Source organism: Ensifer adhaerens (assembly GCF_020035535.1).
GTDB lineage: Bacteria > Pseudomonadota > Alphaproteobacteria > Rhizobiales > Rhizobiaceae > Ensifer.
The window spans coordinates 563,265-587,236 of sequence record NZ_CP083350.1 but is presented as its reverse complement, the minus strand read 5'-3'; the positions used below and the strand labels follow the sequence as shown (position 1 = coordinate 587,236).

At 61.5% G+C, this 23,972-nt stretch carries 21 protein-coding genes; 10 read left to right on the top strand and 11 right to left on the bottom strand.

All coding sequences use genetic code 11. The features are described from left to right. Positions 1 to 3 precede the first annotated feature (3 nt). The 5 genes from LAC81_RS23070 to LAC81_RS23050 all read right to left on the bottom strand — a co-directional run bounded on the left by LAC81_RS23070 (position 4) and on the right by LAC81_RS23050 (position 4,952). Entirely contained in the window at positions 4 to 891 is an 888-nt protein-coding gene (locus LAC81_RS23070; RefSeq protein ID WP_223729504.1) for an ABC transporter permease, read from the bottom strand. Beyond that, a complete protein-coding gene (locus LAC81_RS23065; protein WP_223729503.1) occupies positions 891 to 1,913 on the bottom strand; it encodes an ABC transporter permease in 1,023 nt (340 codons plus the stop codon). The genes LAC81_RS23070 and LAC81_RS23065 overlap by 1 nt, the downstream gene beginning before the upstream one ends. 95 nt (positions 1,914 to 2,008) lie before the next feature. Further along, a complete protein-coding gene (locus tag LAC81_RS23060; protein WP_223729502.1) occupies positions 2,009 to 2,338 on the bottom strand; it encodes a cupin domain-containing protein in 330 nt (109 codons plus the stop codon). Positions 2,339 to 2,412: 74 nt separating this feature from the next. Continuing rightward, a complete protein-coding gene (locus LAC81_RS23055; protein WP_223729501.1) occupies positions 2,413 to 3,153 on the bottom strand; it encodes a FadR/GntR family transcriptional regulator in 741 nt (246 codons plus the stop codon). A gap of 281 nt (positions 3,154 to 3,434) precedes the next feature. Beyond that, complete coding sequence (locus LAC81_RS23050) at positions 3,435 to 4,952, bottom strand: aldehyde dehydrogenase (NADP(+)) (protein WP_223729500.1); 1,518 nt, start codon at positions 4,950 to 4,952, stop codon at positions 3,435 to 3,437. Positions 4,953 to 5,244: 292 nt separating this feature from the next. Between LAC81_RS23050 and kduI the strand changes: the two genes are divergently transcribed. From kduI to kdgD, 3 genes are all read left to right on the top strand, one after another. Then, positions 5,245 to 6,069 (top strand): 5-dehydro-4-deoxy-D-glucuronate isomerase, encoded by an 825-nt coding sequence (kduI, locus tag LAC81_RS23045; RefSeq protein WP_223729499.1) that lies wholly within the window; start codon positions 5,245 to 5,247, stop codon positions 6,067 to 6,069. Further along, entirely contained in the window at positions 6,066 to 6,809 is a 744-nt protein-coding gene (gene kduD / locus LAC81_RS23040; protein WP_223729498.1) for a 2-dehydro-3-deoxy-D-gluconate 5-dehydrogenase KduD, read from the top strand. Before kduI ends, kduD begins: the two co-directional genes overlap by 4 nt. Positions 6,810 to 6,901: 92 nt before the next feature. Then, a complete protein-coding gene (kdgD, locus tag LAC81_RS23035) occupies positions 6,902 to 7,813 on the top strand; it encodes a 5-dehydro-4-deoxyglucarate dehydratase (RefSeq protein ID WP_223729497.1) in 912 nt (303 codons plus the stop codon). A gap of 77 nt (positions 7,814 to 7,890) precedes the next feature. Here the strand turns inward: kdgD and LAC81_RS23030 are convergent, their stop codons facing one another. Next, positions 7,891 to 8,814, bottom strand: coding sequence for a helix-turn-helix domain-containing protein (locus LAC81_RS23030; RefSeq protein ID WP_223729496.1), 924 nt, complete (start codon positions 8,812 to 8,814; stop codon positions 7,891 to 7,893). A gap of 213 nt (positions 8,815 to 9,027) precedes the next feature. On the opposite strand from LAC81_RS23030, the gene LAC81_RS23025 reads away from it, so the two are divergent. From LAC81_RS23025 to LAC81_RS23000, 6 genes are all read left to right on the top strand, one after another. Then, positions 9,028 to 9,909: a carbohydrate ABC transporter permease gene (locus tag LAC81_RS23025; protein WP_223729495.1), complete on the top strand. Its 882-nt coding sequence runs from the start codon at positions 9,028 to 9,030 to the stop codon at positions 9,907 to 9,909. 4 nt (positions 9,910 to 9,913) lie between these two features. Beyond that, complete coding sequence (locus LAC81_RS23020; protein ID WP_223729494.1) at positions 9,914 to 10,798, top strand: carbohydrate ABC transporter permease; 885 nt, start codon at positions 9,914 to 9,916, stop codon at positions 10,796 to 10,798. A 2-nt stretch (positions 10,799 to 10,800) separates the two neighbouring features. Continuing rightward, on the top strand, positions 10,801 to 11,895 hold the full coding sequence (locus LAC81_RS23015; RefSeq protein ID WP_223729493.1) for an ABC transporter ATP-binding protein: 1,095 nt from the start codon (positions 10,801 to 10,803) through the stop codon (positions 11,893 to 11,895). Positions 11,896 to 11,934: 39 nt separating this feature from the next. Then, positions 11,935 to 13,200, top strand: coding sequence for an ABC transporter substrate-binding protein (locus LAC81_RS23010; RefSeq protein WP_223729492.1), 1,266 nt, complete (start codon positions 11,935 to 11,937; stop codon positions 13,198 to 13,200). A 75-nt stretch (positions 13,201 to 13,275) separates the two neighbouring features. Further along, positions 13,276 to 14,829 carry a glycoside hydrolase family 28 protein gene (locus LAC81_RS23005; RefSeq protein WP_223729491.1) on the top strand — a complete coding sequence of 518 codons (1,554 nt, stop codon included), beginning with the start codon at positions 13,276 to 13,278 and terminating at the stop codon, positions 14,827 to 14,829. 8 nt (positions 14,830 to 14,837) lie between these two features. Then, the gene (locus tag LAC81_RS23000; RefSeq protein ID WP_223729490.1) at positions 14,838 to 15,935 is read left to right on the top strand and encodes a glycoside hydrolase family 88/105 protein; all 1,098 of its coding nucleotides are present in this window, start codon (positions 14,838 to 14,840) and stop codon (positions 15,933 to 15,935) included. 160 nt (positions 15,936 to 16,095) lie between these two features. Here the strand turns inward: LAC81_RS23000 and LAC81_RS22995 are convergent, their stop codons facing one another. From LAC81_RS22995 to LAC81_RS22975, 5 genes are read right to left on the bottom strand one after another with little or no spacing between them, the layout of a single operon-like run. Next, a complete protein-coding gene (locus LAC81_RS22995; RefSeq protein WP_223729489.1) occupies positions 16,096 to 17,523 on the bottom strand; it encodes a C69 family dipeptidase in 1,428 nt (475 codons plus the stop codon). Positions 17,524 to 17,552: 29 nt separating this feature from the next. Beyond that, complete coding sequence (locus tag LAC81_RS22990) at positions 17,553 to 19,565, bottom strand: ABC transporter ATP-binding protein (RefSeq protein WP_223737537.1); 2,013 nt, start codon at positions 19,563 to 19,565, stop codon at positions 17,553 to 17,555. Between the two features lie 2 nt (positions 19,566 to 19,567). Continuing rightward, positions 19,568 to 20,461 carry an ABC transporter permease gene (locus LAC81_RS22985; RefSeq protein WP_223729488.1) on the bottom strand — a complete coding sequence of 298 codons (894 nt, stop codon included), beginning with the start codon at positions 20,459 to 20,461 and terminating at the stop codon, positions 19,568 to 19,570. Continuing rightward, the gene (locus tag LAC81_RS22980; RefSeq protein ID WP_223729487.1) at positions 20,442 to 21,386 is read right to left on the bottom strand and encodes an ABC transporter permease; all 945 of its coding nucleotides are present in this window, start codon (positions 21,384 to 21,386) and stop codon (positions 20,442 to 20,444) included. The genes LAC81_RS22985 and LAC81_RS22980 overlap by 20 nt, the downstream gene beginning before the upstream one ends. A 59-nt stretch (positions 21,387 to 21,445) precedes the next feature. After that, on the bottom strand, positions 21,446 to 22,999 hold the full coding sequence (locus LAC81_RS22975) for an ABC transporter substrate-binding protein (RefSeq protein WP_223729486.1): 1,554 nt from the start codon (positions 22,997 to 22,999) through the stop codon (positions 21,446 to 21,448). Between the two features lie 115 nt (positions 23,000 to 23,114). Here LAC81_RS22975 and LAC81_RS22970 point away from each other — a divergent pair, with 115 nt between their 5' ends. Beyond that, entirely contained in the window at positions 23,115 to 23,927 is an 813-nt protein-coding gene (locus LAC81_RS22970) for a helix-turn-helix domain-containing protein (protein WP_223729485.1), read from the top strand. Positions 23,928 to 23,972: the final 45 nt, after the last annotated feature.

The window sequence follows — 23,972 nt, the reverse complement described above, 5'->3', positions numbered from 1 at the left end:
GGTCTACCTCCGGTTCATCTGCTTCGGATCGAGCGCATCGCGCAGCCCGTCGCCGAGAAGGTTGAATGCGAGACTGACCGAGAGAATGGCGACACCGGGGAAGGTGACGAGCCACCAGCTGTCCAACATGTACTTGCGGCCAGTCGCGATCATCGCACCCCATTCCGGCAGCGGAGGTTGGGCGCCCAACCCCAGGAAGCCGAGACCGGCAGCCGTCAGGATGACGGTTGCCATGTTCAGCGTGAGACGAATGAGCACCGAGGGCAGGCACATCGGCATGATCGACTTGATGATGATGCGGGTCGCCGACGCGCCCTGGAGCCTTGCGGCGGAGATGTAGTCAGCTTTCCGAAAGGTCATTGCCTCTGCGCGCGCGAGGCGGGCGATCGGCGGCCACGAGGTCAGCGCAATCGCGATAATGGCGTTGTTCAGGCTTGGGCCGAGTGCTGCGACGAATGCGAGCGAGAGGATGAGGCTCGGGAAGGACAGGAAGATGTCCGTGATGCGCATCATCACGGTATCGACCTTGCCGCCAAGATAACCGGCAGTCGTGCCGATGACGAGGCCGATGGGGCCAACGACGATCGAGACGAGGAAGATGATCGTGAGGGTGATACGCGAGCCCCAGACCAGCCGGCTGAAAATGTCACGGCCAAGCTCGTCCGTACCGAACAGATGCCCTTGTCCCGGCGCCTGCAGCGTGTTGGTCAGGTCCTGGGCGTAGGGATCATGCGTGGCGATCAGCGGCGCGAAGGTGGCGACGAGGACGAGAAGGACCAGTACCGCAAGTCCGAAGGTCGAGGTCGGGCTCTTCAAGAGGAAGCGCACGATGTTCTTGAGTGCGTGGAGCGGAGCCGGCAAGCGGAACGCGGTTTCAGCTTGAGTGGTCATCAGCGTGTCCTCGGGTCGAAGATGCGGTAGAGAACGTCGGACAGAAGATTGAGCGCGATGAAGATGATGCCGACGATCAGGACGCAGGTCATGACGGCGTTCATGTCGCCGGTAATGAGGTTGTTGGTGAGGTATTGGCCAAAGCCCGGCCACGCGAAGACTGTCTCGATCAGCACGGCACCTTCGAGCAGCGAGCCATAGGCAAGTGCGATGATGGTGACCAGCTGCACCCGAATGTTGATGAAGGCGTGCTGCCAGATCGTCTGGCTGCGAGAAAGGCCTTTGACACGTGCCGTCGTGACATATTCCTGACCAAGCTGATCCAGCATGAAGCTGCGGGTCATGCGGGTGATATAGGCGGACGAGGAGTAGCCAAGCAGCGACGCCGGCAGGATGATGTGGTTGACGGCCGACCAGAACACATCCATTTCGCCGGCAATCAGGCTGTCAATCAGGAGAAAGCCGGTCCGTTCATCCACAAGGCCTATGTAGAACTGGTCCATTCGTCCGCTGCCGCCGACGAGGCCGAGATAGGCGTAAAAGACAATCAGCGCGATCATGCCGGTCCAGAAGATTGGCATGGAATGCCCGAACAGGCTGAAGACGCGCACCACATGGTCCGGCCAACGGTCCTTGTTGACGGCAGCAAGCACCCCGAGCGGAACACCGAGCCCTGCGCCGATGAGGATTGCGAAGGTCGCAAGCTCGATCGTCGCCGGCATCACGTGCAGGATATCCTGAATGACCGGCTGGCCCGTGCGGATGGAGGTTCCGAAGTTCCCGGTGAAGACGTCACCAAGATAGTAGGCGAACTGTTCCCAGAGCGGACGATCAAGTCCAAGCGAGTGGTACACCTGCTCGTAGGTTTCGCGGGTCGCGTCCTCTCCGACGATGGCGCGGACCGGATCGGCCGGCATGAGGCGGCCGATGAAGAAGGTCAGGAGAAGCAGGCCGAGCAACGTGACCGCAATGGTCCCGACCTGCCCGGCCACACCGTGGAAGCGTAAGCGACGAATTGACATGGTTCCTCCGTTTGTCAGTCGCCTGAGGTGAGGCGCTACAGGCTCCTATCCTGTATGACAACTTTCGACGAACCTGTCACAGGTTATGCTGGGTGTCAAGCAGACCCGACGGAGAGGAAGTCGTCTCTGCGGGGGGTAAAGCAGTCGATGAGCTCTCCTTCTTCCAGGCACTCGCAGCCGTGCTCGGTGTTTCCGGGGATTACAAGGCTGTCGCCAGCCTTCAGCTCATAGGCCTGGCCATTGCGAAAGAAGCGGAACTTACCGCGCGCCACATAGGTCGATTGCACGTGCGGGTGTCGATGGAGCTTGCCTTTCGCACCGTTTTCGAACCGAAATGAGACGACCATGAGTTCGGACGATTCCGAAAGGACCTGGCGGGTGACGCCTGTGTCGGTGGAAACCGTGGGGAAAATGGGAAGAGTCATGCAGACCTCGCAGATGATGTATAACAACATCACCATACATGTTCTTTTTCCTGTATGACAACTATGGGCGTGCGTTAAATCGCATCGGGCGTCATGGTGCGGGAACGCAAGAGTGCGTTGTATCGCTCAAGGCTTCCCCTCAGATGAGCGCGCATGCGCTCGCGCGCCGCTTCGGCATTGCCCTCGATGATCGCCTCGACAATCTGACCATGCTCCTCCTGAAGGTGGAGGTTATAGTCCTTCGGGCGTGAGCCCGGCGCAGAGCCCTGAAGCTCGCCGCGCGGAATGATTCCGGTGCGGATCAGTTGGAGAAACTCCGGAAAGCGGCGGTTTTGCGTGGCTTCTGCAATTGCCAGGTGAAGCTCGAAATCCGCATCGCGCGTGGGACTGCCGGTTGCCAGGCACTCGCCGACACGATGATGGGCTTCCAGGATCGTCTCGATCTGGGCGGGAGAACGGCGTGCGGCCGCCAGCCCCGCCGATTCGACCTCAAAGACCGTCCGAAGTTCGAGAAGTTCGATGACAGACGAAATCCGCTCCGTCTTCAAATCGTTGAAAGGCTGGTTCTTTTCCGGCTTTGTCTCAAGGGCAAAGATGCCCGCGCCCTTGCGCGCTTCGACCAGGCCGTCCGCACGAAGGATAGCGATCGCTTCCCGCACGACGGTACGGCTGACGGAATACTCGCGCGTCAGAGCGCTTTCGCTCGGAAGCCTGTCGCCGGGGCGGAACACGCCTTCCGCCAGATCGCGACGCAGTGCGGCGCTGATTTTCGCCGCAAGCGACGTGCCACGCTCCATATTGTTAACGGCTTCCATCTCTGCCCCAACATGCTTAAACCTGTCTGGCATGTTAGCCGTTATCTGTTCGAATGCAAGGGCGGCGCTCTCAACCTGCGCTGGCGCAGGCTTCGCAGCATCGAACGACAGCGTGTCCTGCCGTCTTCACTTCATCGCGCACGGCCGCGCACCGTTTCTTCATTCTGGGTTCGGTTCCATCGCGTCTAGCCTCGTTTGCATCGATAGCCGCCGCGGAATCCGGGATGTGACGGCGCTGCCGCCCCATCCCGGAATCGTCAAAAAAGGCTGGCGAGCGGTCCTCAGATCGACGACAGATCGGAGGGCAGGAGCGCATCAGGGACATTCTGATAGGATACGGGCCTCAAAAACCTGCGGATGGCCATGGTCCCGACCGAAGTCGCGCCGAAGTTCGTGGAGGCAGGGTAGGGCCCGCCATGAACCATGGCATCGCAGACTTCGACGCCCGTCGGAAAGCCGTTCACGAGAAGACGGCCGGCCTTGCGCTCGAGGATTGGCATCAGCCGGCGCGAAAGATCGGTGTCGCCTTCGTCGAGATGAAGCGTTGCGGTCAGCTGCCCCTCGAAGCTCCTGGCGACGGAGATCAGCTCTTCAACGTTCTCGACCGTAACGATAAGGCCGAGCGGGCCGAACACTTCTTCCGACAGCGTGTGATTGGCGAGCCAGTCCTGCGCCGAGACGAGGAAGAGGTTGGGCGTAGCGTCGCGCAGATCACAGCTGGACCTGAAGACGTCGCGAACACCGTGCCCTGAAGAGATGCGGTCGCGCCCATCGCGATAGGCCCTGGCAATTCCATCCGTCAACATCACCTGCGGGCCGACTTGCGAAAGGGCTGCGCGCGCACTTTCCGCAAAGGCGGGCGCTCGTTCTGAGGCGATCACCGCAATGCCCGGATTGGTACAGAATTGTCCGGCACCCGTCGTCAGCGAACTTGCCCAACCCTTGGCAATATCCTCGCCGCGGGCCTTGCTGGCTTCGGGCAGAATGAACATCGGGTTGACCGAGCCCAGTTCGCCGAAGAAGGGAATCGGTTCCGCGCGCTGGGCGCACAGGTCGAAAAGCGCGCGGCCGCCCGCGAGCGAACCGGTAAAGCCGACCGCCTTGATGAGCGGGTGTGTCACGAGAGCTGTCCCCACGTCGCGACGGCCGCCCTGGATAAGTGAGAATACGCCGGGGTGAAGTCCATGCTTCCTGATCGCCGCATTTACCGCCTCGGCAACCACTTCGCTCGTTCCCGGGTGGGCTGAATGGCCCTTCACGACGACCGGGCAACCGGCGGCAAGCGCCGATGCGGTATCACCGCCCATCGTCGAGAACGCCAGCGGGAAATTGGAGGCGCCGAACACCGCCACCGGGCCGATCGGCCGCTGCAGCAGCCGGATATCGGGCCGCGGCAAGGGCTTTCGCTCCGGCAGCGCCTTATCGTGGCGCTTGTCGAGATATTCGCCCTTGCGGATATGGACAGCAAAAAGTCGGAGTTGGCCGCTTGTTCGTCCCCGTTCGCCTTCAAGGCGAGCGGTTGGCAAGCCGGTTTCCGAGCTTCCGATTTCGGTGATCGCCGCGGCGCGGGCTTCGATCTCATCGGCGATGGTTTCGAGGAAGGCGGCGCGCTCTTCCCGGCTGGAGTAGCCGTAGGACCAGAAGGCCGCCTCGGCGACCTTTGCCGCTCTATCCACCAGATCCGTCGTGCCGACGGAGAAGTTGAAAGCGGAGCCATGGGCCGGCTCGCTTCTGAAGGTTTGCTCGGTCGCGATCCATTCGCACGCAACCAGATGTTTGCCGTGAAGGGTAAAGGTCATTGCCACTCCTTGAAGATGGGATTGTTCGCGAAGGCGCCGCCTTGAGCGCACGCCATGGAAATGTCGGCAGCAGGTGGCGCCAGTCGAGATTCGGCCCGCCAGGTCTCAGCGTTGTCGTTCGCTGTCCAGCCAAGTCCGCCCAGATGCGAAGTGTCGCGCCCGCACGACCGAGTGCGCCGGCGGCGCCCTGATCACAGGGGTGCTTCATTCGGGTCTTGACCTCGAGCAACTTATCATACAATAGGAACTAACATATATTATGTCTTGTCCGCAATACCTCAAGGAGGATCGAATGCTAACCGTTGAAACCAGGCAGGCCGTCAATCCGGACTACGCGCGAGCGCTCGATACGGAGGGGCTGCGCAGACATTTCCTGGCGCAGGATATGTTCCGTCCCGGCGAGATCCGGTTGATCTACACGCACTATGACCGCTTCGTTATGGGCGGCGCCGTTCCCGACGGTGCGGCGCTCACGCTCGATCGAGTCGAGGAAACAAAGACACCGTCCTTCCTCGACCGGCGCGAAATGGGCATCGTGAACATCGGTGATGTCGGCACAGTGACGGCTGGCAACGAGACCTACATGCTCAACCGTGGCGATGTGCTCTATCTCGGGGCAGGCTCTGGCGCAGTGACGTTTGCCGGGGGCGGGCGGTTCTACATCGTGTCTAGTCCGGCGCACCGCAGCCTGCCGGCACGGCTCGTGACGTTCGCCGAAAGCAAGGAGGTCAAGCTTGGTGCGGTCGAGACCTCAAACAAGCGTACCATCAATCAGTTCATCCACCCGCTCGTGATGGAAAGCTGCCAACTCGTGCTCGGCTACACGACGCTCGAAGACGGGTCCGTTTGGAATACGATCCCCTCCCACGTGCATGATCGCCGAATGGAGGCCTATCTCTATTTCGGCATGGACGAGAAATCTCGGGTGCTCCACCTCATGGGCGAGCCGCAGGAGACGAGGCATCTCTTCATCGCCAACGAGCAAGGCGCCATCTCGCCGCCGTGGTCCATCCATTCGGGCGCGGGGATCGGCTCCTATACGTTCATTTGGGCGATGGCCGGCGACAATGTCGACTACACGGACATGGATTTCATTCAACCGGCGGATCTGCGATGAAAAATCTCTTTTCTCTTGAAGGGCATAGGGCTCTTGTCACGGGGTCCAACACCGGGCTCGGTCAGGCCATTGCTGTCGGTCTGGCGCAAGCCGGCGCCGAGGTCGTCTGTGCCGCTCGCAGGATGCCCGACGAAACGCTCGCACTGATTAAGACTGCGGGGGGGAAGGCGAGCGCGCTGGCACTCGATTTCGCCGATCCCATGGCGGCGGCCGGGGTCTTTGCCGGTGCCGGGTTCGACATTCTCGTCAACAATGCCGGTATCATCCGTCGCGCGGACGCGGTCGAATTTTCCGAAGCCGACTGGGATGCGGTGATGGATGTGAACCTGAAGGCGCTGTTCTTCACGACGCAAGCCTTCGCCAGGGAGCTGCTCCTGAAGGGCGCCCCCGGCAAGGTGGTCAACATCGCCTCGCTGCTCTCCTTCCAGGGGGGGATCCGCGTTCCGTCCTATACCGCCGCCAAGCATGGCGTGGTGGGCATCACGAAGCTTCTTGCCAATGAGTGGGCGGCCAAGGGCATCAACGTCAATGCTGTCGCGCCCGGTTACATCGAGACCAACAACACCGAGGCGCTGAGGGCCGATGCTGAGCGCAGCAAGGCGATCCTCGAGCGGATTCCCGCCGGCCGCTGGGGTCGATCCGAGGACATTGCCGGCGCGGCCGTCTTTTTGTCTTCGGCAGCGGCGAGCTACATTCATGGCGCCGTATTGAACGTCGATGGCGGGTGGTTGGCGCGTTGAGCGCCGACTTGTATTATGACTTGTATGATGACTGTTGACATGAGTCTAATATCTCGCTTAATACAGATCATCATTCATAGAGGAACACAGTCATGACCCCCGAACAGATCAAGGCCGCGCTAGGTTCAGGCCTCCTTTCCTTCCCGGTGACGCATTTCGATGCCGAGGGCCGTTTCGCGCCGGACAGCTACCGGGCGCACGTCGAATGGCTGGCCGGCTACAGGGCGCCGGTGCTGTTTGCCGCCGGTGGCACCGGCGAGTTCTTCTCGCTGAAGCCGGACGAAATCCCCGGCATCGTCCGGGCCGCCAAGGATGTTGCCGGCGATACGGCGATCGTATCCGGCTGCGGCTACGGCACCGAGATGGCGGTCGATATCGCCCGCTCGGTCGAGCGTGTCGGCGCCGACGGCATCCTGCTTCTGCCGCACTACCTGATCGATGCGCCGCAGGAAGGTCTCTACGCCCATGTGAAGAAGATCTGCCAGTCGGTCGGCATCGGCGTCATGGTCTATAACCGCGACAACTCGGTGCTGCAGGCCGATACGCTGGCGCGTCTCTGCGACGAATGCCCGAACCTGATCGGCTTCAAGGACGGCACCGGCGATATCGGTCTGGTGCGCCAGGTCACCGCCAAGATGGGCGACCGGCTGATGTATCTCGGCGGCATGCCGACGGCCGAGCTCTTTGCCGAAGCCTATCTCGGCGCCGGCTTCACCACCTATTCCTCGGCCGTCTTTAACTTCGTGCCCGGCCTTGCCAACGAGTTCTACGCCGCTCTTCGCGGCGGTGACCGCGCCACCTGCGAACGCATCCTCACGGATTTCTTCTACCCGTTCATGGCCATCCGCAGCCGCGCCAAGGGCTATGCGGTGTCGGCGATCAAGGCGGGGGTGCGGCTGCAGGGTTTCAATGCCGGTCCGGTGCGTGCGCCGCTCAAGGACCTCAGCGACGACGAAGTCGCAATGCTCGACGCGCTGATCGGCGCAAACAAGCGCCACAAGTGAGCGCGGGGCGCATGCGGATTGCGGACCCTCCGGCAGGCATTGCTCTCCATTGTGCCTGCCGGGGGCCGAGCCTGATCCTAGCCTGTTGCTGGGAGCCCCTCCGCCAGTGCCAGTGCCTGCTCGGGCTCATCGAGGTGCATGAGCTCACCGTCCCGGCTCTGGCGAACTCTTTTCATGTGATCGCGGGGGCTGATGCCCAGAGTTCGTTTGAACATGCGGGAGAAGTAGTAGGGGTCGGCATAGCCGACCTCTGCGGCTGCAGAAGAAACCGAAAGCCCTGCTTCAAGGAAATGCATGGCCCGTTCCATGCGTTTCAGTTCCTGGTATTTGCGCGGTGTACGCGTCACCCTTTTCTGGAACTCCCGCAGGAAATAGTCCCGATTGTAGGGCGATGTCTCGACCGCCTTGGTCGCAATGTCCGGGTCGAGCGGATTGGCGGAAATCATCGTGGCCGCCTTCATGACAGCGAGGTCGATCGCGTCTGCTCCTTCGGGCTGATAGGTGGCATGGTCTCGCCAACCGATGAACGCATCCTCGATGAAGGCGATGAGCAGGACCATGAACAGGTGGTGCTGCCCGAGCGTCACGGAGGAGGGCGGTGCGCTCTGACGGTAGTGGCGCGCCAGCGGCTCAAGCAACGCCCAGCGCGCAAGCCTCAATTTCGGCGCCAGATCCATTTGCTCGATCAGGTTGTGGCGACCGTAAATATCCAGCGTGAAATGCTGTGCGACGCCGAGATAGGTCTCTGGCCCCTCATTCCATCCGATGAAGCGCTGGCCGCGCGAAATCAGCATCGCATCGCCCGGTTCCATCACGCGCGGCTCGCCATCGACCAGGTAGTGGCCGCGCCCCTCAAGGCAGATAACGAGGTCATCGACCGGGTTCGACTTGTCTATGCGCCAGGTCTGCGAATGCTCCATCCGGATAGCTGCTCGGGTGAGATTGAGCGTCAGCGCGGCCGGCGGTATTGCGGAGAGAATTCCACCTTCAATTTCGTCCATCTTTTTCCTCGCCTTTGTGAATTCATTCTGTGGCAAAAATGCGTGACTGTCATGGCAGAAATGCATGCGCGCACCGCATCGAACAGGGAGGAGACCGGTTCGCAGAAGATGGGGAGGCGAGAGCCTTCGTCTATCTGCGCCGGTCCGGGAGCGTAATTTGTACGAAACCGTATCTAACAAGGTCGCACTTCAGTGCTGCCCGGGAGGGGCGCCATGAAAGGGCATCGTCTCTTGGGGCTCGGCTATCTGGCGCCCTATATCATTGGGCTTTTGATCTTCACCGCCATTCCGTTCATCGGGTCGTTCTATCTGAGCTTCACGAGCTATGACCTGATGAGCGAACCGCGCTGGACAGGCCTCGCCAATTATGAGCGGCTTTTTACCCGCGACCGCACCTTCATCAAGTCGTTGAACGTAACGCTGCTTTACGTCTTCATCACCGTGCCCCTGAAGCTTGCCTTCGCACTCTTCATTGCTGGCATTCTAAATCACAGGTTGAAGTTTATCGGCCTGTTCCGAACGGCGTTCTACGTGCCTTCGATCCTTGGAGGCTCGATCGCGATCGCCGTGCTGTGGCGTTATGTCTTCGCCTCGGAGGGCCTTGCGAACATGGCGCTGGCGACCCTCGGTCTCGCGCCGGTCGACTGGTTCGGCGATCCCGTGAACGCGCTCTTCACGATCACGCTGCTGCGCTGCTGGCAGTTCGGCTCGGCTATGGTGATCTTCCTCGCGGCCCTGCAATCGATCGACAAGTCGCTATATGAAGCGGCGGCGATCGACGGCGCTGGCAAGGTGCGCGCCTTCTTCTGGATCACCCTGCCTCTGCTGACGCCCGTCATTTTCTTCAACCTGATCATGCAGATGGTTCAGGCATTCCAGGAGTTCAACGGGCCCTACATCATCACCCAGGGCGGTCCACTCAAGGCGACGTATCTGCTGCCGCTCTACATTTATGATGAGGCCTTCAAGAAGTTCAACATGGGCTACGCCTCGTCCATCGCCTGGGTGCTCTTCACCATCATCACGGTGCTGACCCTCGTCGCCTTCTGGTCTTCGAAGAAGTGGGTCTACTACGCCGGCGACAAGAGGAGCTGACGAGATGACCGATCTTCATGTTCTCAACGATCGCCTGGCCTCCCGCAGGGCAAGGCTCCGCCTGATGTCAACGACCGTTCGCTGTGTGCTGCTGTTTTCCGTTGGGTTCGTCATGCTCTACCCGCTGATCTGGCTGGTTGGCGCGAGTTTCAAGACGAATTCGGAGATCTTTTCCGGCGCCGGCTTCATGCCGACAAGTCCGACCGCTGACGGCTACATAAAGGGCTGGCAGACGTCGACGCCCTATACCTTCGGCCGGTTCTTCTGGAATTCCTTCCTGATCATCCTGCCGAAGGTGATCGGTACGGCGATCTCCTGCACGATGGCGGCCTATGCCTTCGCACGGTTCGACTTTCCTCTGAAGAAGATCCTCTTCGGTTCGGTCATCGCCATCCTGCTTCTGCCAAATGTCGTCACCCGTATTCCGCAGTACATTCTCTTTCGCGATCTCGGCTGGCTCGACACGTTCCTGCCGCTCTGGGTGCCCTCGGCCTTCGCGGGCGATGCCTTCTTCGTCTTCATGCTGGTGCAGTTCCTGCGCTCGCTTCCGGCGGATATGGAAGAGGCGGCTCGTGTCGACGGCGCCAATAGCCTCCAGACGCTGGTCTACATCGTCGTCCCCATGCTCGCGCCGGCGCTGATCTCCGTCTGCCTGTTCCAGTTCATGTGGACCATGAATGACTTCCTCGGGCCGCTGATCTACCTGTCGTCGGTTGACAAATATCCGGTGAGCCTCGCGCTCAAACTTTCCATCGACACGACCGAAGCCTTCGAATGGAACCGCATTCTCGCAATGTCGGTGCTGACGATCACCCCCGCATTGGTCGTCTTCTTCGCTGCGCAACGGTACTTCATTGAAGGGATCTCCTCCGGGGGAGTCAAAGGCTGAACATGGCTAAGGTCCAACTGAAGAATCTCGAAAAGATCTATGGCAACGCCTTCAAGGCCGTGCACGGCATCAACCTCGATATCGAGGATGGCGAGTTCATGGTCTTCGTCGGCCCCTCCGGCTGCGCCAAGTCCACCACGCTACGCATGGTCGCCGGGCTGGAGGAGATATCGGGGGGGGAGGTCGTGATCGGCGACCAGCGGGTTAACGACCTGCCGCCCGGCAAACGCTCCATCGCAATGGTCTTCCAGAACTACGCGCTCTATCCGCACATGAAGGTGCGCGGCAATTTGGCCTTCGGGCTGAAGATTGCCGGCAAGCCGAACGCGGAAATCGAAGCCGCCATCGATCACGTGGCGAAGATCCTCGAAATCGAGCCGCTGCTCGATCGGCTGCCGAAGCAGCTCTCCGGCGGCCAGGCCCAGCGTGTGGCGCTTGGGCGTGCACTGATCAAGAAGCCCGGTGTCTTTCTGTTCGACGAGCCGCTGTCCAATCTCGACGCCAAGCTGCGGGCCTCGATGCGCGTCCGCATCACCGACCTGCACCGCCAGCTCAAGGCCGAAGGCTTGTCCTCGACCGTCATCTACGTGACCCACGACCAGACCGAGGCGATGACGATGGGCGACCGGATCTGCGTCATGCAGGCGGGCCGCATCATGCAGGTGGCGACGCCGAAGGAGCTCTACAATCGCCCGGCGAACCTTTTCGTCGCCGGCTTCATAGGCAGCCCGGAGATGAACCTCATCGATGCAAGGCTCGAGGGTGGGGACTTCTCGATCGGTAGCCAGCGTCTGCCGCTCGGCTCCAACCTCGCGACACGGCTTTCGTCGAGGCCCGCTGAGGCTGTGCTCGGCATGCGCCCGCAACATCTCTCGCTTGCCGCTGACGGCGCGGCATTTGCGGTGAAGCTGACCAATGCCGAGTTCATGGGGCATGAAGTCTACCTCCACGCCGATCTCGAGGGCCGAAAGCTCGTGAGCGTGGTGGGCGCCGCCGAATTCGAGGCTCTGGGCCGCTCGGATGTGATCCGCCTGCGCCCGGACCCTGCCCAACTGCATGTTTTCGACAAGGCCGATGGCCGCAACGTGTCGCTTTGAGGAGGCGCCGCGTCGTTCAATTCCAAGGAGGAGAAGGCAATGAGAATGACAGCAAAGATCGCCGCGCTTGCCGGCGTCGCATATGGCGCCCTTGCGCTCGGCACGGCAGCGCACGCGGCTGAATTGCGCATGGCGTGGTGGGGTGGCGAGAGCCGCCACGTTGCCACCCAGAAGGCGATCGCTGCGTGCGGTGAAAAATACGGCCATACCGTCAAGGGCGAATTCACCGGTTTTGACGGCTACCTCGAAAAGCTGACGACCCAGATGGCCGGCAAGACCGAGGCGGACATCGTGCAGGTCAATTGGCCGTGGCTGCCGCTGTTTTCAAAAAATGGCGACGGTTTCGCCGATTTGCGCGCGCTGAAGGCGATCGATCTTTCCAATTGGAGCGATGCCGATCTCGCGGCAGGCTCCATGAACGGGGTCCTGCAGGGGCTTCCGGTCTCGACCACGGGCCGCGTCTTCTTCTTCAACGCCACGACCTTCGAAAAGGCCGGCGTGCCCATCCCGAAAACCTGGGACGAGTTCTTTGCCGCGACGGCGACGATCAAGGAGAAGCTCGGCAAGGACTACTACACCTTCAACGCCGTCAAGGAGACCGCGCAACTCCTGACGACGCTGGCCGTCGTCCAGAAGACCGGCAAGGACCTCGTCGATCCCGAAACCAATCGTGTCGCCTGGACACCGGAGGAGCTGGCCGAAGGCATCTCCTTCCTGGGCAAGCTGGTCGAGACCGGCGCCATCCGTTCCCAGAAGGAAGAGGCCGCCGACGGCAACGTCAATCTGTTCGAGAAGCCCGCCTGGGCCGAGGGAAAGGTCGCCGGTTCCTATGAATGGGACTCGACCTATTCCAAATATGCCGATCCGTTGAAGGACGGTCAGGTGCTGACGCCTGTGCCGATGCTCAAGCTCGCTGACGCGGTAACGGAAGGCGTCTACCGTAAGCCGTCCATGGTGTTCTCGATCTCGAAGAACTCGAAGGACCCGGCGGCGGCGGCGCAAATCGTCAACTGCCTGTTGAACGAACCGGAAGGCATCGATGCGCTCGGCACCTCTCGCGGCCTGCCGGCGTCCAAGGCTGCTGCCGCCCGACTTGGCGAAAAGGGCGAGCCCGAAGTGCGCGCCGCCAACGCCATCGTGCTCGCCGCCGGTGGGCCGACCGTTTCGCCGTTCAACGAGCATCCGGAGATCCGCGCCGCCTTCATCGATACGCTCGAGGAATATGCCTACGGGCAGCTCAGCGCCAATGAAGCGGCGGAGCAGATCATCGACACGGTGAACGACGTGCTCGCCAAGTTCGACTGATCGCTAAGTCTGCCCGCCGCGGCTTCTCGCGGCGGGCGCCCCGCACCCAGCGGGAAACCGAAACGAGAAGAGATCATGACCCGACCTTCCATCATCGCGCTGTCGGCGCGAACGGCGGCGCTTTGCCTGCCGGCACGCGGAGCACGCTACCACCTGCCGGGGAAGGCGAAGTGGCGCCTTTCGTCGCTCGACGGGGATGATCAGACGCGGCAGGGCGAAACCTCCCTTGCCGTGCCGCTGCTGCACGATCTTCAACCTAACGGACGCTATTGCTTCGAGGCGGAGGGGTTCGAAACGGTGGCGTTCGAGACCGCGTCCTGCACGGGGCTCGTCGACGCGAGCGATTTCGGTCTCGTTCGCGATATCCATCTTGACGATCTGGAGGGCGCACGCCGGAACACGGCTGCCCTTCGAGAAGCTGTTGCTGCGGTTCCTGAGGGCGGTAAGCTCAGGCTGCCGGCCGGGGTCTGGACGGCATTTCCCTTCGCGCTCAAGAGCCATATGACCTTCCACCTTTCCCGAGGGGCGGTCCTGCGAGCGCCATCGGGACGGCTCGGATGGCCGATCCTGCCAGCCCGTGACGCATCCGGCGGAATGTTGGGAAGCTGGGAAGGCCTTCCGGCTGACTGTTTCGCAGCCCCGCTCCATGCCGTTGGCGTGAAAGACCTGGTCATCGAGGGAGAAGGCACGCTCGATGGGTCCGGCGACAGGGGGGACTGGTGGAGCTGGCCGAAGGAAACGCGTGACGGTGCGCGCAGGCCGCGCGGCCTTCATATTGTCTCCTGTTCAGATGTCACGCTTCTTGGTTTCACCATCCGCAATGCGCCGTCCTGGACGATCCACCCGCAGGGCTGCAGACGATTGACGGCGGCAGGGCTTTTCATCTCCGCTCCGGCCGACAGCCCGAACACCGATGGCTTCAATCCCGAAAGCTGCCAGGACGTGACGATCGCCGGCGTGCGCTTTTCCGTCGGGGATGATTGCATTGCCGTTAAAGCCGGCAAGCGCGGCCAGAACGGCGAGGACGACCACCTCAGCGAAACGCGTGGCATACGTGTGAGTCACTGCCTGATGGAGCGCGGTCACGGCGGTCTCGTCATTGGCTCGGAAATGTCTGGCGGCGTGCATGATGTCGCCGTCGAGAATTGCGCGATGGTCGGTACGGATCGCGGCCTGCGTATCAAGACGCGGCGCGGGCGTGGCGGCGCGATCACCGATATCACGATGCGCCACGTTCTTATGGATGGCGTCGAGACAGCGCTCTCCGCCAACGCCTACTACCATTGCGATGCGGATGGCCACGACGCCTGGGTGCAATCCCGTCGGCCGGCTCCGGTCGAGGCGGGCACACCCGTCATCAATGGCGTCACGATCGAGGATGTCGAGATTCGTGATCTCGCCCATGCAGCCGGCGCCTTCCTCGGCCTGCCGGAGGCCCCAATCCGCAACATCAAAATTCGCCGCCTCAACATTGCTTCCTTCAACCCCGAGGCGGCGGTTGCCCCTCCCATCATGGCCGACCGTATCCGTCCGATGCGGCACGAAACGATCGTCTCGGAACGGGCGGAAGTCGATTGCGACGACCCAGCGCTCCTGAGCGCGGCCGCAATATCAACATCCTTCGAGTGAGACATCCCATGAACCCGACCGACTATTTCGACCAGTTCGCGCAACGCTACCGGCCTTACAAGGGCGGAAGCTGGTGCTACGAGGACGGTTGCCTCTACCGAGGCCTGCAGCTGTTGTTCGAGGCGACGGGCGAGAAACGTTGGAGGGACCATTTGCACCGGCTCGCCGACCGGCAGATCGCAGCGGACGGCACGCTCTTCGGTTACGACCCTGCAGAATACAACATCGACCACATTCTCGCTGGGCGATCACTCTTTGCTTTGGCCAGGGACACCGGCGACGCCCGCTATCTCGCGGCGGCAGAACGTCTGGCCGGCCAACTCGAAAGCCATCCGCGCATCCCTCAGGGCAACTACTGGCACAAGAAACGCTACCCACACCAGGTCTGGCTGGATGGGCTCTATATGGGCCTGCCGTTTCAAATCGAATATGCGCTGGCCACGGATAAACCGGCGCTGGTTGCCGATGCGCTTCGGCAATTTTCGACGGCGCTTTCGCTGACAGCGACACCGGCCGGGCTTTACGTCCACGGTTATGACGACAGTCGGGAGCAGCGATGGGCCGACCCTGAGACCGGCAGGTCGCCCGCCGTCTGGGCGCGCGCCGTCGGTTGGCTGGCGATGGCGCTGGTCGATGCGCTGGCCCTTCTGCCCAATGACAGTGCTTCCGGTCCGCACCGATTGCTGGCGCACCAGCTTCTGGATGAATTGATCGCGCGCCAGCAACCGTCCGGTCTCTGGATGCAGGTGCTCGACGCACCGGCCCTCGAAGGCAACTACGAGGAAAGCTCGGCCTCCGCGATGTTTGCCTATGCACTGCTCCGCGCCGCGCGCCTCGGGCTGGTCAAACCCGATCGCGTGCCGCAGACCAGCGCGGCCGGAGAGCGGGCACTTGATGCGTTGCTCAACACACGGCTTGTGACCGACAGGGAGGGGGTGGCCCGAATGACAACGATCGTCTGCGTGGCCGGTCTCGGCGGTTTCGAGGGCACCTACCGGGACGGCACGCCCGGCTATTACCTCACTGAGCGCGTGGTCGCCGACGACCCGAAAGGAGTCGGGCCGCTGATGATGGCGTTTGCCGAGAACGTTAGCCGGGCCGAATGACCAGGCGGACGAGTATGACGCCGGCTTCTACTCCGGGGCTGATTCAGCCGGGCCAAGCGTGATCCCTCCGGTGGGTTTTCGCGCTAGCCGGCCGGAATGAGCGGCGAACGCGGGTCATGGTTTAGCTGTGCACGCCCGCGGTGGGCGCGCCGGATACAGGTCACCACAATTGTGTCGGCGACTGCGGCTGATCGCTGAGGTTCAGTTCTCCTCGGGCCCGCAAACGGACATAGGCTGCGCGGGACAAGGCTTCGCAGTCGGCAAGGTTCTCGGCCAGGCACCGGTGGCTGAATTCCGTGAGCAGCCGTTTTGCGAGTGCGGGTTCTCCAGCTTCGATAAGGAGCAGGGCGCTCCGCTCTACAGCGGGAAGCTCGGCAAGGATCCGTGCTTCGACGAGACGCCAATGCTCGAATACTTCAGGCAGGATCGTCGTCTGGCCTTGAAACGCCAGATGCATCAACTGTTTGAAGCGGTAGACGGCGCTTTCGCCTGTTTCGACGCCTTGCGGAATGCGGCACACGACCTGCGGCGACTTCAACTCCTTCCGGCGATCGAGGAACCGCGAACTTTCGCCGTCGGTCAGATAGCGGTGCTGGCCATAGGGCGCCGGGATATCGTCCATCCCCATGAAAACCGGGGTCAGCGGTGCCGTGACGGCGCCGATCGGTGCATGCCACATCACCCGCAATTCAGGATGAGGCGGACGCGCCAGGGGAACGATCTGACCGTAGCCGGCGGTATCGCCAGTCAGCTTCTCCGTCGCGATAGACCAGATGACATCTTCGAAAGCGATCTTCTGTGGGTGGCTGGCGCGACGCCGCATTTCATCCTCGATCCATTGCACCCCCTCCCACCGACCTTTTCCGTCGCCGTAGATTGCATTGACGTCGAATGCTCCCTGCGACGGATCATACCAGCCCAGATCCTCAGCTGTTTTGATGAAATGCGGGGGGAAGAGGAACGTTTCGTCGGGCTCGGCGGGAATCACGCCGATATAGCCGGGGCGTGAAGCGCGGATGCTGGTTTCGCCTAGGCGCTCTGCGACCCAGAGGCCCTTGCCGCCTGCGAACTCGATCATCACCCAGGCTTCTTCGGGATCGGCGAAAATATGCGAGTTTCCGCCATAGGTGGAGTAGCCGTACTTTGCGATATGCGCAGCGACGATCTCCACGGCCTCACGGGCCGAGCGTGCGCGCTCAAGGACGATCCGTGCGAGATCGGAATAGTTGGGGCCGGTCTGATCCTTGGGTGTCATCTCGATCAGCGCAGCACAGGAAGTCGACCAGATGTCGCGCACGGCGACGCCGTACTCATTGAGGCCGCCATTGGTCAGCGGGGCCGGCACGCCGAGATAGTGCGTATAGTTGACCCGCATATGCCGAGCGCATTCGGCCGCCTGGGGGATTTCGGACAGCAAGCCGGGCATGTGGGCCTGCGGCGTCACGCCGACAGTGATTGTCGCGCCTTCCGGATGGGTCCGGCGCGGTACGATCTCAAGCCAATGGCTAGACGGTTCATCGCCATAACCTGCGAGATAGGGAACGCCGTCTGCCGTATGCGTTCGTCCAATGTAGATTCCGTAGCTCACTTTGTATTCCTTGTACGATGCGGTGCCGCTTACGAGAGCGGGAAGTGGCAAGCGATGGTGCGGTTCCGGCCAACATCGCGATGTGGCGGCTTCACGTCATGACAGTGCGGCCTTGCGACCGGGCAGCGTGAAGCGAAGTCACAACCGCGCGGTCGGTCGAGCAGGCTCGGAACCTCTCCCTTCAGGCCGACATGCGTACGCCTAAGGTCCGGGTCCGGTTGGGGAACACCCTGTACGAGGGAAGCCGTATAGGGGTGGTACTGATGCCGGAAGATGTCGTCAGCCGGGCCTTGTTCGACGATGCGCCCCAGATACATGATTGCGATCCGGTCGCTGATATGGCGGATCACCGGCAGGTTGTGGGTGATGATGAGATATCCCAGTCCATGTTCGGCCTGGAGATCGGCCATCAGGTTCAGGATCTCGCCCTGAACCGACACATCGAGCCCCGCTGTCGGTTCGTCGGCGATAATCAGGCGCGGGCTGAGCGCAAGTGCCCGCGCCACGCCGACGCGCCGTGCCTGACCGCCTGAGAGCTGATTGGGGAAACGCGAGAGGAGCGGGCGGGGCAACCGGACCATATCGGCCAGCCGTTCGGCCTCGCGATCCAGGTCGCGCGTGCCCAAGCCATGAATGAGAAGCGGTTCGGTAATCAGCGCACGCACGGTCATTCGTGGCGAGAGCGAGCCGTTCGGGTCCTGGAACATCATCGCCATATTGCGACGCAATGGTTTGAATGCGCGTTCGGAGAGGGAATGGATCTCATTGCCCTCAAAAAGCACTTGCCCGCTGGTAACGGATACAAGATTCAGGATTGCCCGGCCAAGCGTGCTTTTACCTGACCCACTTTCGCCCACCACGCCGAGCGTTTCTCCGGGCCGGACCGTGAGGCTGACGTCAAGGACTGCATCGAGCCCTTTGGGCATGCGACCTTGAATGCTTGCCAAGAACCTACTTTCCGTCGCGAACCTGACGTTCAGCTCCCGCGTTTCGAGCAGTGGTTCCGCCTTCTCCACGTCAGTCCGCCCAGCAGGTTCTGCTCGTGCCCGCGCACTGCGTGCCTTGGGCGTGACCACACCGCTCTGGATATGGCATCGCACCATCCCGCCGTTCTCGTCGGTCGTGGCAGGTGGCCTTTCTGCCATGCAAATGGGCATGAGGTGGGGACAGCGCTCCGCAAAGATGCAGCCCGGTGGCGGGATGACGAGATCGGGCAGATCGCCGGCAATTACGGGCAGGCGCGCCGAGCGCTCTGGGATGCGTGCCGGATCGCAATCCAGAAGCGCCTGCGTGTAAGGATGGCGGGGCGCGTGGAAAATCTGGCGAACGGTGCCTGTCTCGATGACTTCGCCCGCATACATGACCACCACATCGTCGCAAAGCTCGGCGATCAGGCCCAGGTTGTGCGAGACGACGGCGACGGTAGCTTCTGTCTCTGCCTGCAGATCCCGTAGCAGATGGATGATCTGTGCCTCCATCGTGACGTCAAGAGCGGTCGTCGGCTCATCGGCCACAAGCAGGTTTGGTCCGGCCAGCAACGCCATGGCGATACCGGCCCTCTGCCGCATGCCCCCGGAGAATTCGTGGGGGTACTGGTCGAGGCGGAACGCCGGGTCAGGAATTCCGACCTTGCCGAGCATCTGGATTGCCGCCTGACGTTTTTCGCGCTTCGACATACCGCGGCGACGATAGAGAATGTCGGCCATCTGCCGGCCATAGCTCAGAAGCGGTGCTTGCGAGGTCATGGGGTCCTGAAAAACCACCGCTACTTCTTCGCCCCGCAGCGCCCTTAGCGCCGTTTCCTGCAGCTTCAGCAGGTCTCGGTCCTGGAAAAGGATGCTCCCGCCGGCAATCTCGGCGTTTTGTGCGAGCAAACCCATGATCGACCACAGCACGGTGCTCTTACCGGAGCCGCTTTCGCCGACGATACCCAGTATTTTGCCCTTCTTGACGCCGAACGATACGTTGCGGAGTGCTTTCATGCGGCCGTGGGACGTTCGGAAGTTGACCGACAGGTCCTTGATTTCCAGAAGATTATCCATCGTCAGCGCCCTTTGCTCATGCGCGGATCGAACGTGTCGCGCAGCCCTTCGGCCAGAAAGGTAAACCCGATCGTCGTCAGCACCAGCGGCAGCCCGGACATGATCACCATCCATGGCGAGTTGCGGATAACGAGATAGCCTTCGTTCAGCAGAGTGCCCCAGCTGGCCGTCGGGGGCGTGACGCCAAGGCCGAGGAAGCTCAAGCCGGCCTCGAGAGAAACCACGACGGGGACGTCCATTGCGGCAAGGATCAGGAGAGGCCCGACGACGTTGGGCAGGATGTGATGCCACAAAATGCGAAGCGTCGATGCGCCTAGCGAGCGCTCCGCGAGAATGAAATCCGTTCCCCGCAACACCAGTGCGGCGGTGCGCGTGACGCGGGCATATTGCGGGATCGAGGTGACGACCACGATCACCATGACGAGACCGAGGCTTGGCCCCGTCAAGGCCACAGTGGCGAGCCCGAGGATGATGGTCGGAAAGGACCGGACCGAATCGAAGGCCAGCAGAAGCAGCGAATCGAGCCAGCGCGGACCAAAGGCCGCCAGCATACCAAGCGCAAGCCCGATCGCCAGCGACAGAGACACCCCGACTGCTGCGATCGTCAGCGCTACCCGACCGCCATGGAGAATGCGCGAAAGCGTATCACGCCCGAGCTGGTCGGTGCCCGCCAGGTGCTGCCAGGTCGGCCCGGACATGCGTGCGGGAATGTCCATGGCGTTGGGATCGTAGGGCGCTATTTGGGCAGCGAAAATGGCGCTTGCAAAGAAGATTAGCACAAGCGCCAGGCCCAGCATGGCCTGCCAGTTTGCGACGAATGCGTGCAGTTTGGCGCGGCGCTCGCTGCGCGCCGTGGCACCTGGAGCGCGGGCTGGTTCAGAGGATATGGCGGACACGGGGATCAATCCAGCTCACGAGAAGGTCTGAGAGAAGCACGACGAGGATGTACAAGGCGGTGGTGACGACGACGGCGCCCTGCACGATGGGAAAGTTCCGTGCCTGTACGGAATCATAGATGAGTTTGCCGACACCCGGACGCGCGAAGATGATCTCGGCAAAGACTGCGGAAGAGATCAGCCCGCCGAAACCCATGCCGATCAGCGTAATGGTCGGAAGTATCGCAACGGGCAGGGCATATCTGAAGATCACGCTCCGGGGCATGAGCCCGAAGGCGCGCGCCGAACGGATGAACGGCTCTCCGAGGACTTCGAGCATCGATGCGCGGACCATGCGGGCCAAATAGCCGACCCAGCCCAGGCCTACCGCGAACGCAGGCAAAATGAGATGGATTGCCTGGTCGGTGATATCTCCGGGCTCGCCCGCACCCATGGCGGGCAACCAGCGCAACTGGACCGAAAGGATCAGAAGCGCCCAGATCGCCATGAGGAACGAGGGGATGGCGATCGTACCGACGGACAGAACCCCTGTGATACGGTCAAGCCACGTATTCGGTCTGACCGCGGCCAGACATCCAAGAGGTATCCCAAGCACAATGGCCCAACCCATTGCCGCGACCATCAGCAACAGGCTGTGCCCGATCTGCTCGCCGACGATGGTCGAGACCTTGCGGCCCGTGAAAATGTCCTCGCCGAGATCCCCTGTGACCACGTTTCGGGCATAGGTGGCGAACTGAATCCAGACCGGCTGGTCGAGATTCATCTTCGCAGAGTAGTTCGCGATCGCTGCGGGCGTCGCCTGCGGCCCGAGGGCGATCGTCACGGGGTTTCCGGGAATCAAGCGCAGAAGTGAGAACAGTATGAGGAGCACGGTCAGGATGACAGCTGCCGAAAGCCCCAACCGCTTCAGTATGTAACCAGACATTTCCAACCAGTCGGATGTTGAAATGCCCCGCCCGTGTGCTGGCGGGGCACGAACGGGGATTAGATCGAAGTGAACAGGCGATAGTCCTGCTGCCCGGATGGAGAGACATTGACGTTTATGCCTGAGCGGTGAACGTAGTAGCGCGGTTCGTGGCAAAGCCAGACATAGGCGCCGGTCTCTTCCATGATGTCCTGAAGCCGCAGGTAGATATCATTGCGCTTTTCCGGATCGCTTTCCGCGATGCCCTGCTCGACGAGGGTATCGTATTCCGGATTGGTCCAGCGCTCCCAGTTCCAGTTGCCGACCTGCGAGGATACGAACCACTGCGATGCCTCGTAGGGGTCAGGCACGCTGCCGAACCGCATGGTCCAGAGCTCGAGATCCTTCCAGGTCTCGCCGGCAGATTCCATGCCCATTTCCCAGAACGGGCCCGCGTCGAGCGGGATTACGTCCAGCGTCACGCCGATCGCGCCAAGGTTCGCCTGGATGATCTGGGCAACCAGCATCGGCTGCTGGGTGTTCAGCGTGCGCAAAGTCAGCTTGAGACCACTTACTCCAGCCTCGGACAGAAGCGCGCGCGCCTCGCCCGGGTCATAGGTATAGAATTTGGTCGCGGTGCGATGCCCGATGAGCCCGGGGCAGACGATACCGCAGGACTTGGTGGCCACATTCGAGTAGGCGGCCGCGATGATCGAATCGACGTCGACGGCGTGCTGGATCGCGCGGCGCACGCGCACATCCTGCAGCTTCGGATGCTCGGTATTCATCCCCAGCCACATGAAGTTGAGTTCGCCGGCCTTGGTCAGTTCGCTGCCGGCCGGGGGACCGGCCTGATAGCGCGCGACGGCGTCGGAATCGATCTGCGTGCAATCGAGTTCGCCGGCCTCGTAGGCCAGTTCAGTTGCCTTGACCTGCGTGATGATCTTGGCCTGGACGCCGTCGAATTCGGGCTTGGGGCCGGTCCATTCCGGGTTGGGCAGGAAATTGGCCGCCTGGCCTGGCGCGTTGTTGAAGAGGTAGGGACCGCAGACGGCGGGAAACTGCGTGGTAAAGCGCCCGCCGGCTTCGGTTACCGCCTTTTCACACAGGATGGCGCCCGGTCCGTGGCAGAGTGTGACTAGGAAGAACGGCGCGAAGGGCTTGGTCAGAACGATGGTTCCGGTGCGCTCGCCGGTGACTTCGACACGGTCGAGCACCTCGAAATATCCACCCCACTCGGTTCCCTTCATCCGCTCGTAGGAAAACTTCACGTCTGAGGCCTTCAGGGCGCCGTGACCACCGGACCAGCTAAAGCCCTCGGCCAATTCGAAGTCGATGTGCGTGGCATCACGCTGCTCAAGCTTCGTGACGTAGTAGGTTGGCTCCCAACCAATCGTATTGCCGTCGCGTTTGTATTGGGCAAGGAATGGCAGACACTGCTTCTGTGCCTCGATTTCGATGCCGCCGATCATGTAGCCGGGATCAAGTATCTTGATGTCGCCGTCCATGCGCAGCCGCAGCACCTTCTCGGCCTGCGCTTGCGCGGCCGTGGGCAGGTTCCCTGCCAATGCAAGGGCAGTGAAGGCTGTACTGGAGGCCAGGAAACCTCTTCTGGAGAGGGTGATCTGCGTCATGTGGTCCGTTCCCTTTGGTTGCGTTTGAGAAAATTGAACACAGGACAGCTTTTTTCGCTACAGAGCGGCCATTCGCGACTTGACGCGAATTCCACTTCGTATTGCGATATCGTTCATGGATGATGATTTTTCCCGCAACCTGGCGCTGCTCTGCAGCTACCACGCCTCCATTGCCGATGCTTGCCGTCGGCTGGGGATAAACCGCCAGCAATTCAACAAGTATCTGAGCGGCCACACACGCCCGTCGCGGCGCAACATGCGCAGGATGTGCGATTTTTTTGGTGTTACCGAAGCCGAGATCCTGATGGAGCCGGCGCAGCTGGAGCAGATCGTTGCCCTGCGCCGCAAGCCCGAACCCATGCCGCAGTTGCGTCGACCGCTGATGCATGTCGAGGCGCTGTATCGACGCAGCCAATCGCTTGAAAAATACGTCGGCTTCTATTATCGGTACTTTTATTCCTTTGGAAACAAAGGCTTGATCACAAAGTCGCTTGCCTCGATACGGCGAGAAGGCAACCAATACTACTGGAAGAACATCGAAGTCGCGCGCCATCCCGATACCGGCAAGACGATCGGCTTCAGTAAATACGCAGGGACACTCCTCTACCTCGCCGACCGCATCCATATCGTCGAATACGAGAGCCTGGATTTTACCTCGATCACGCAAGTGACGCTTTACCCGAGCCATCAGCACCGCCTGTTCCGGTTGATCGGCATCCAGACCGGTGGTCCTACGCGTCGTGGCCGCAAACCGGGTGCTTCGAAGGTCGCGCTGGACTATCTCGGGAAAGATATCGATCTGCGCAAGGCGTTGGCAGGGGCAGGTCTTTATCCGCCTGAGTCAAAGGCATTGCCGGCAGATATCGCGGAGCTTGTCGCAAACCGCGTTCTGCCAGGTGCCTACGTTCTTGAGGTGGACGAGCCGTGAGGCTCTGCATTGAACGCGCGGGTTTGCCGCGACGATAGCCAAGGG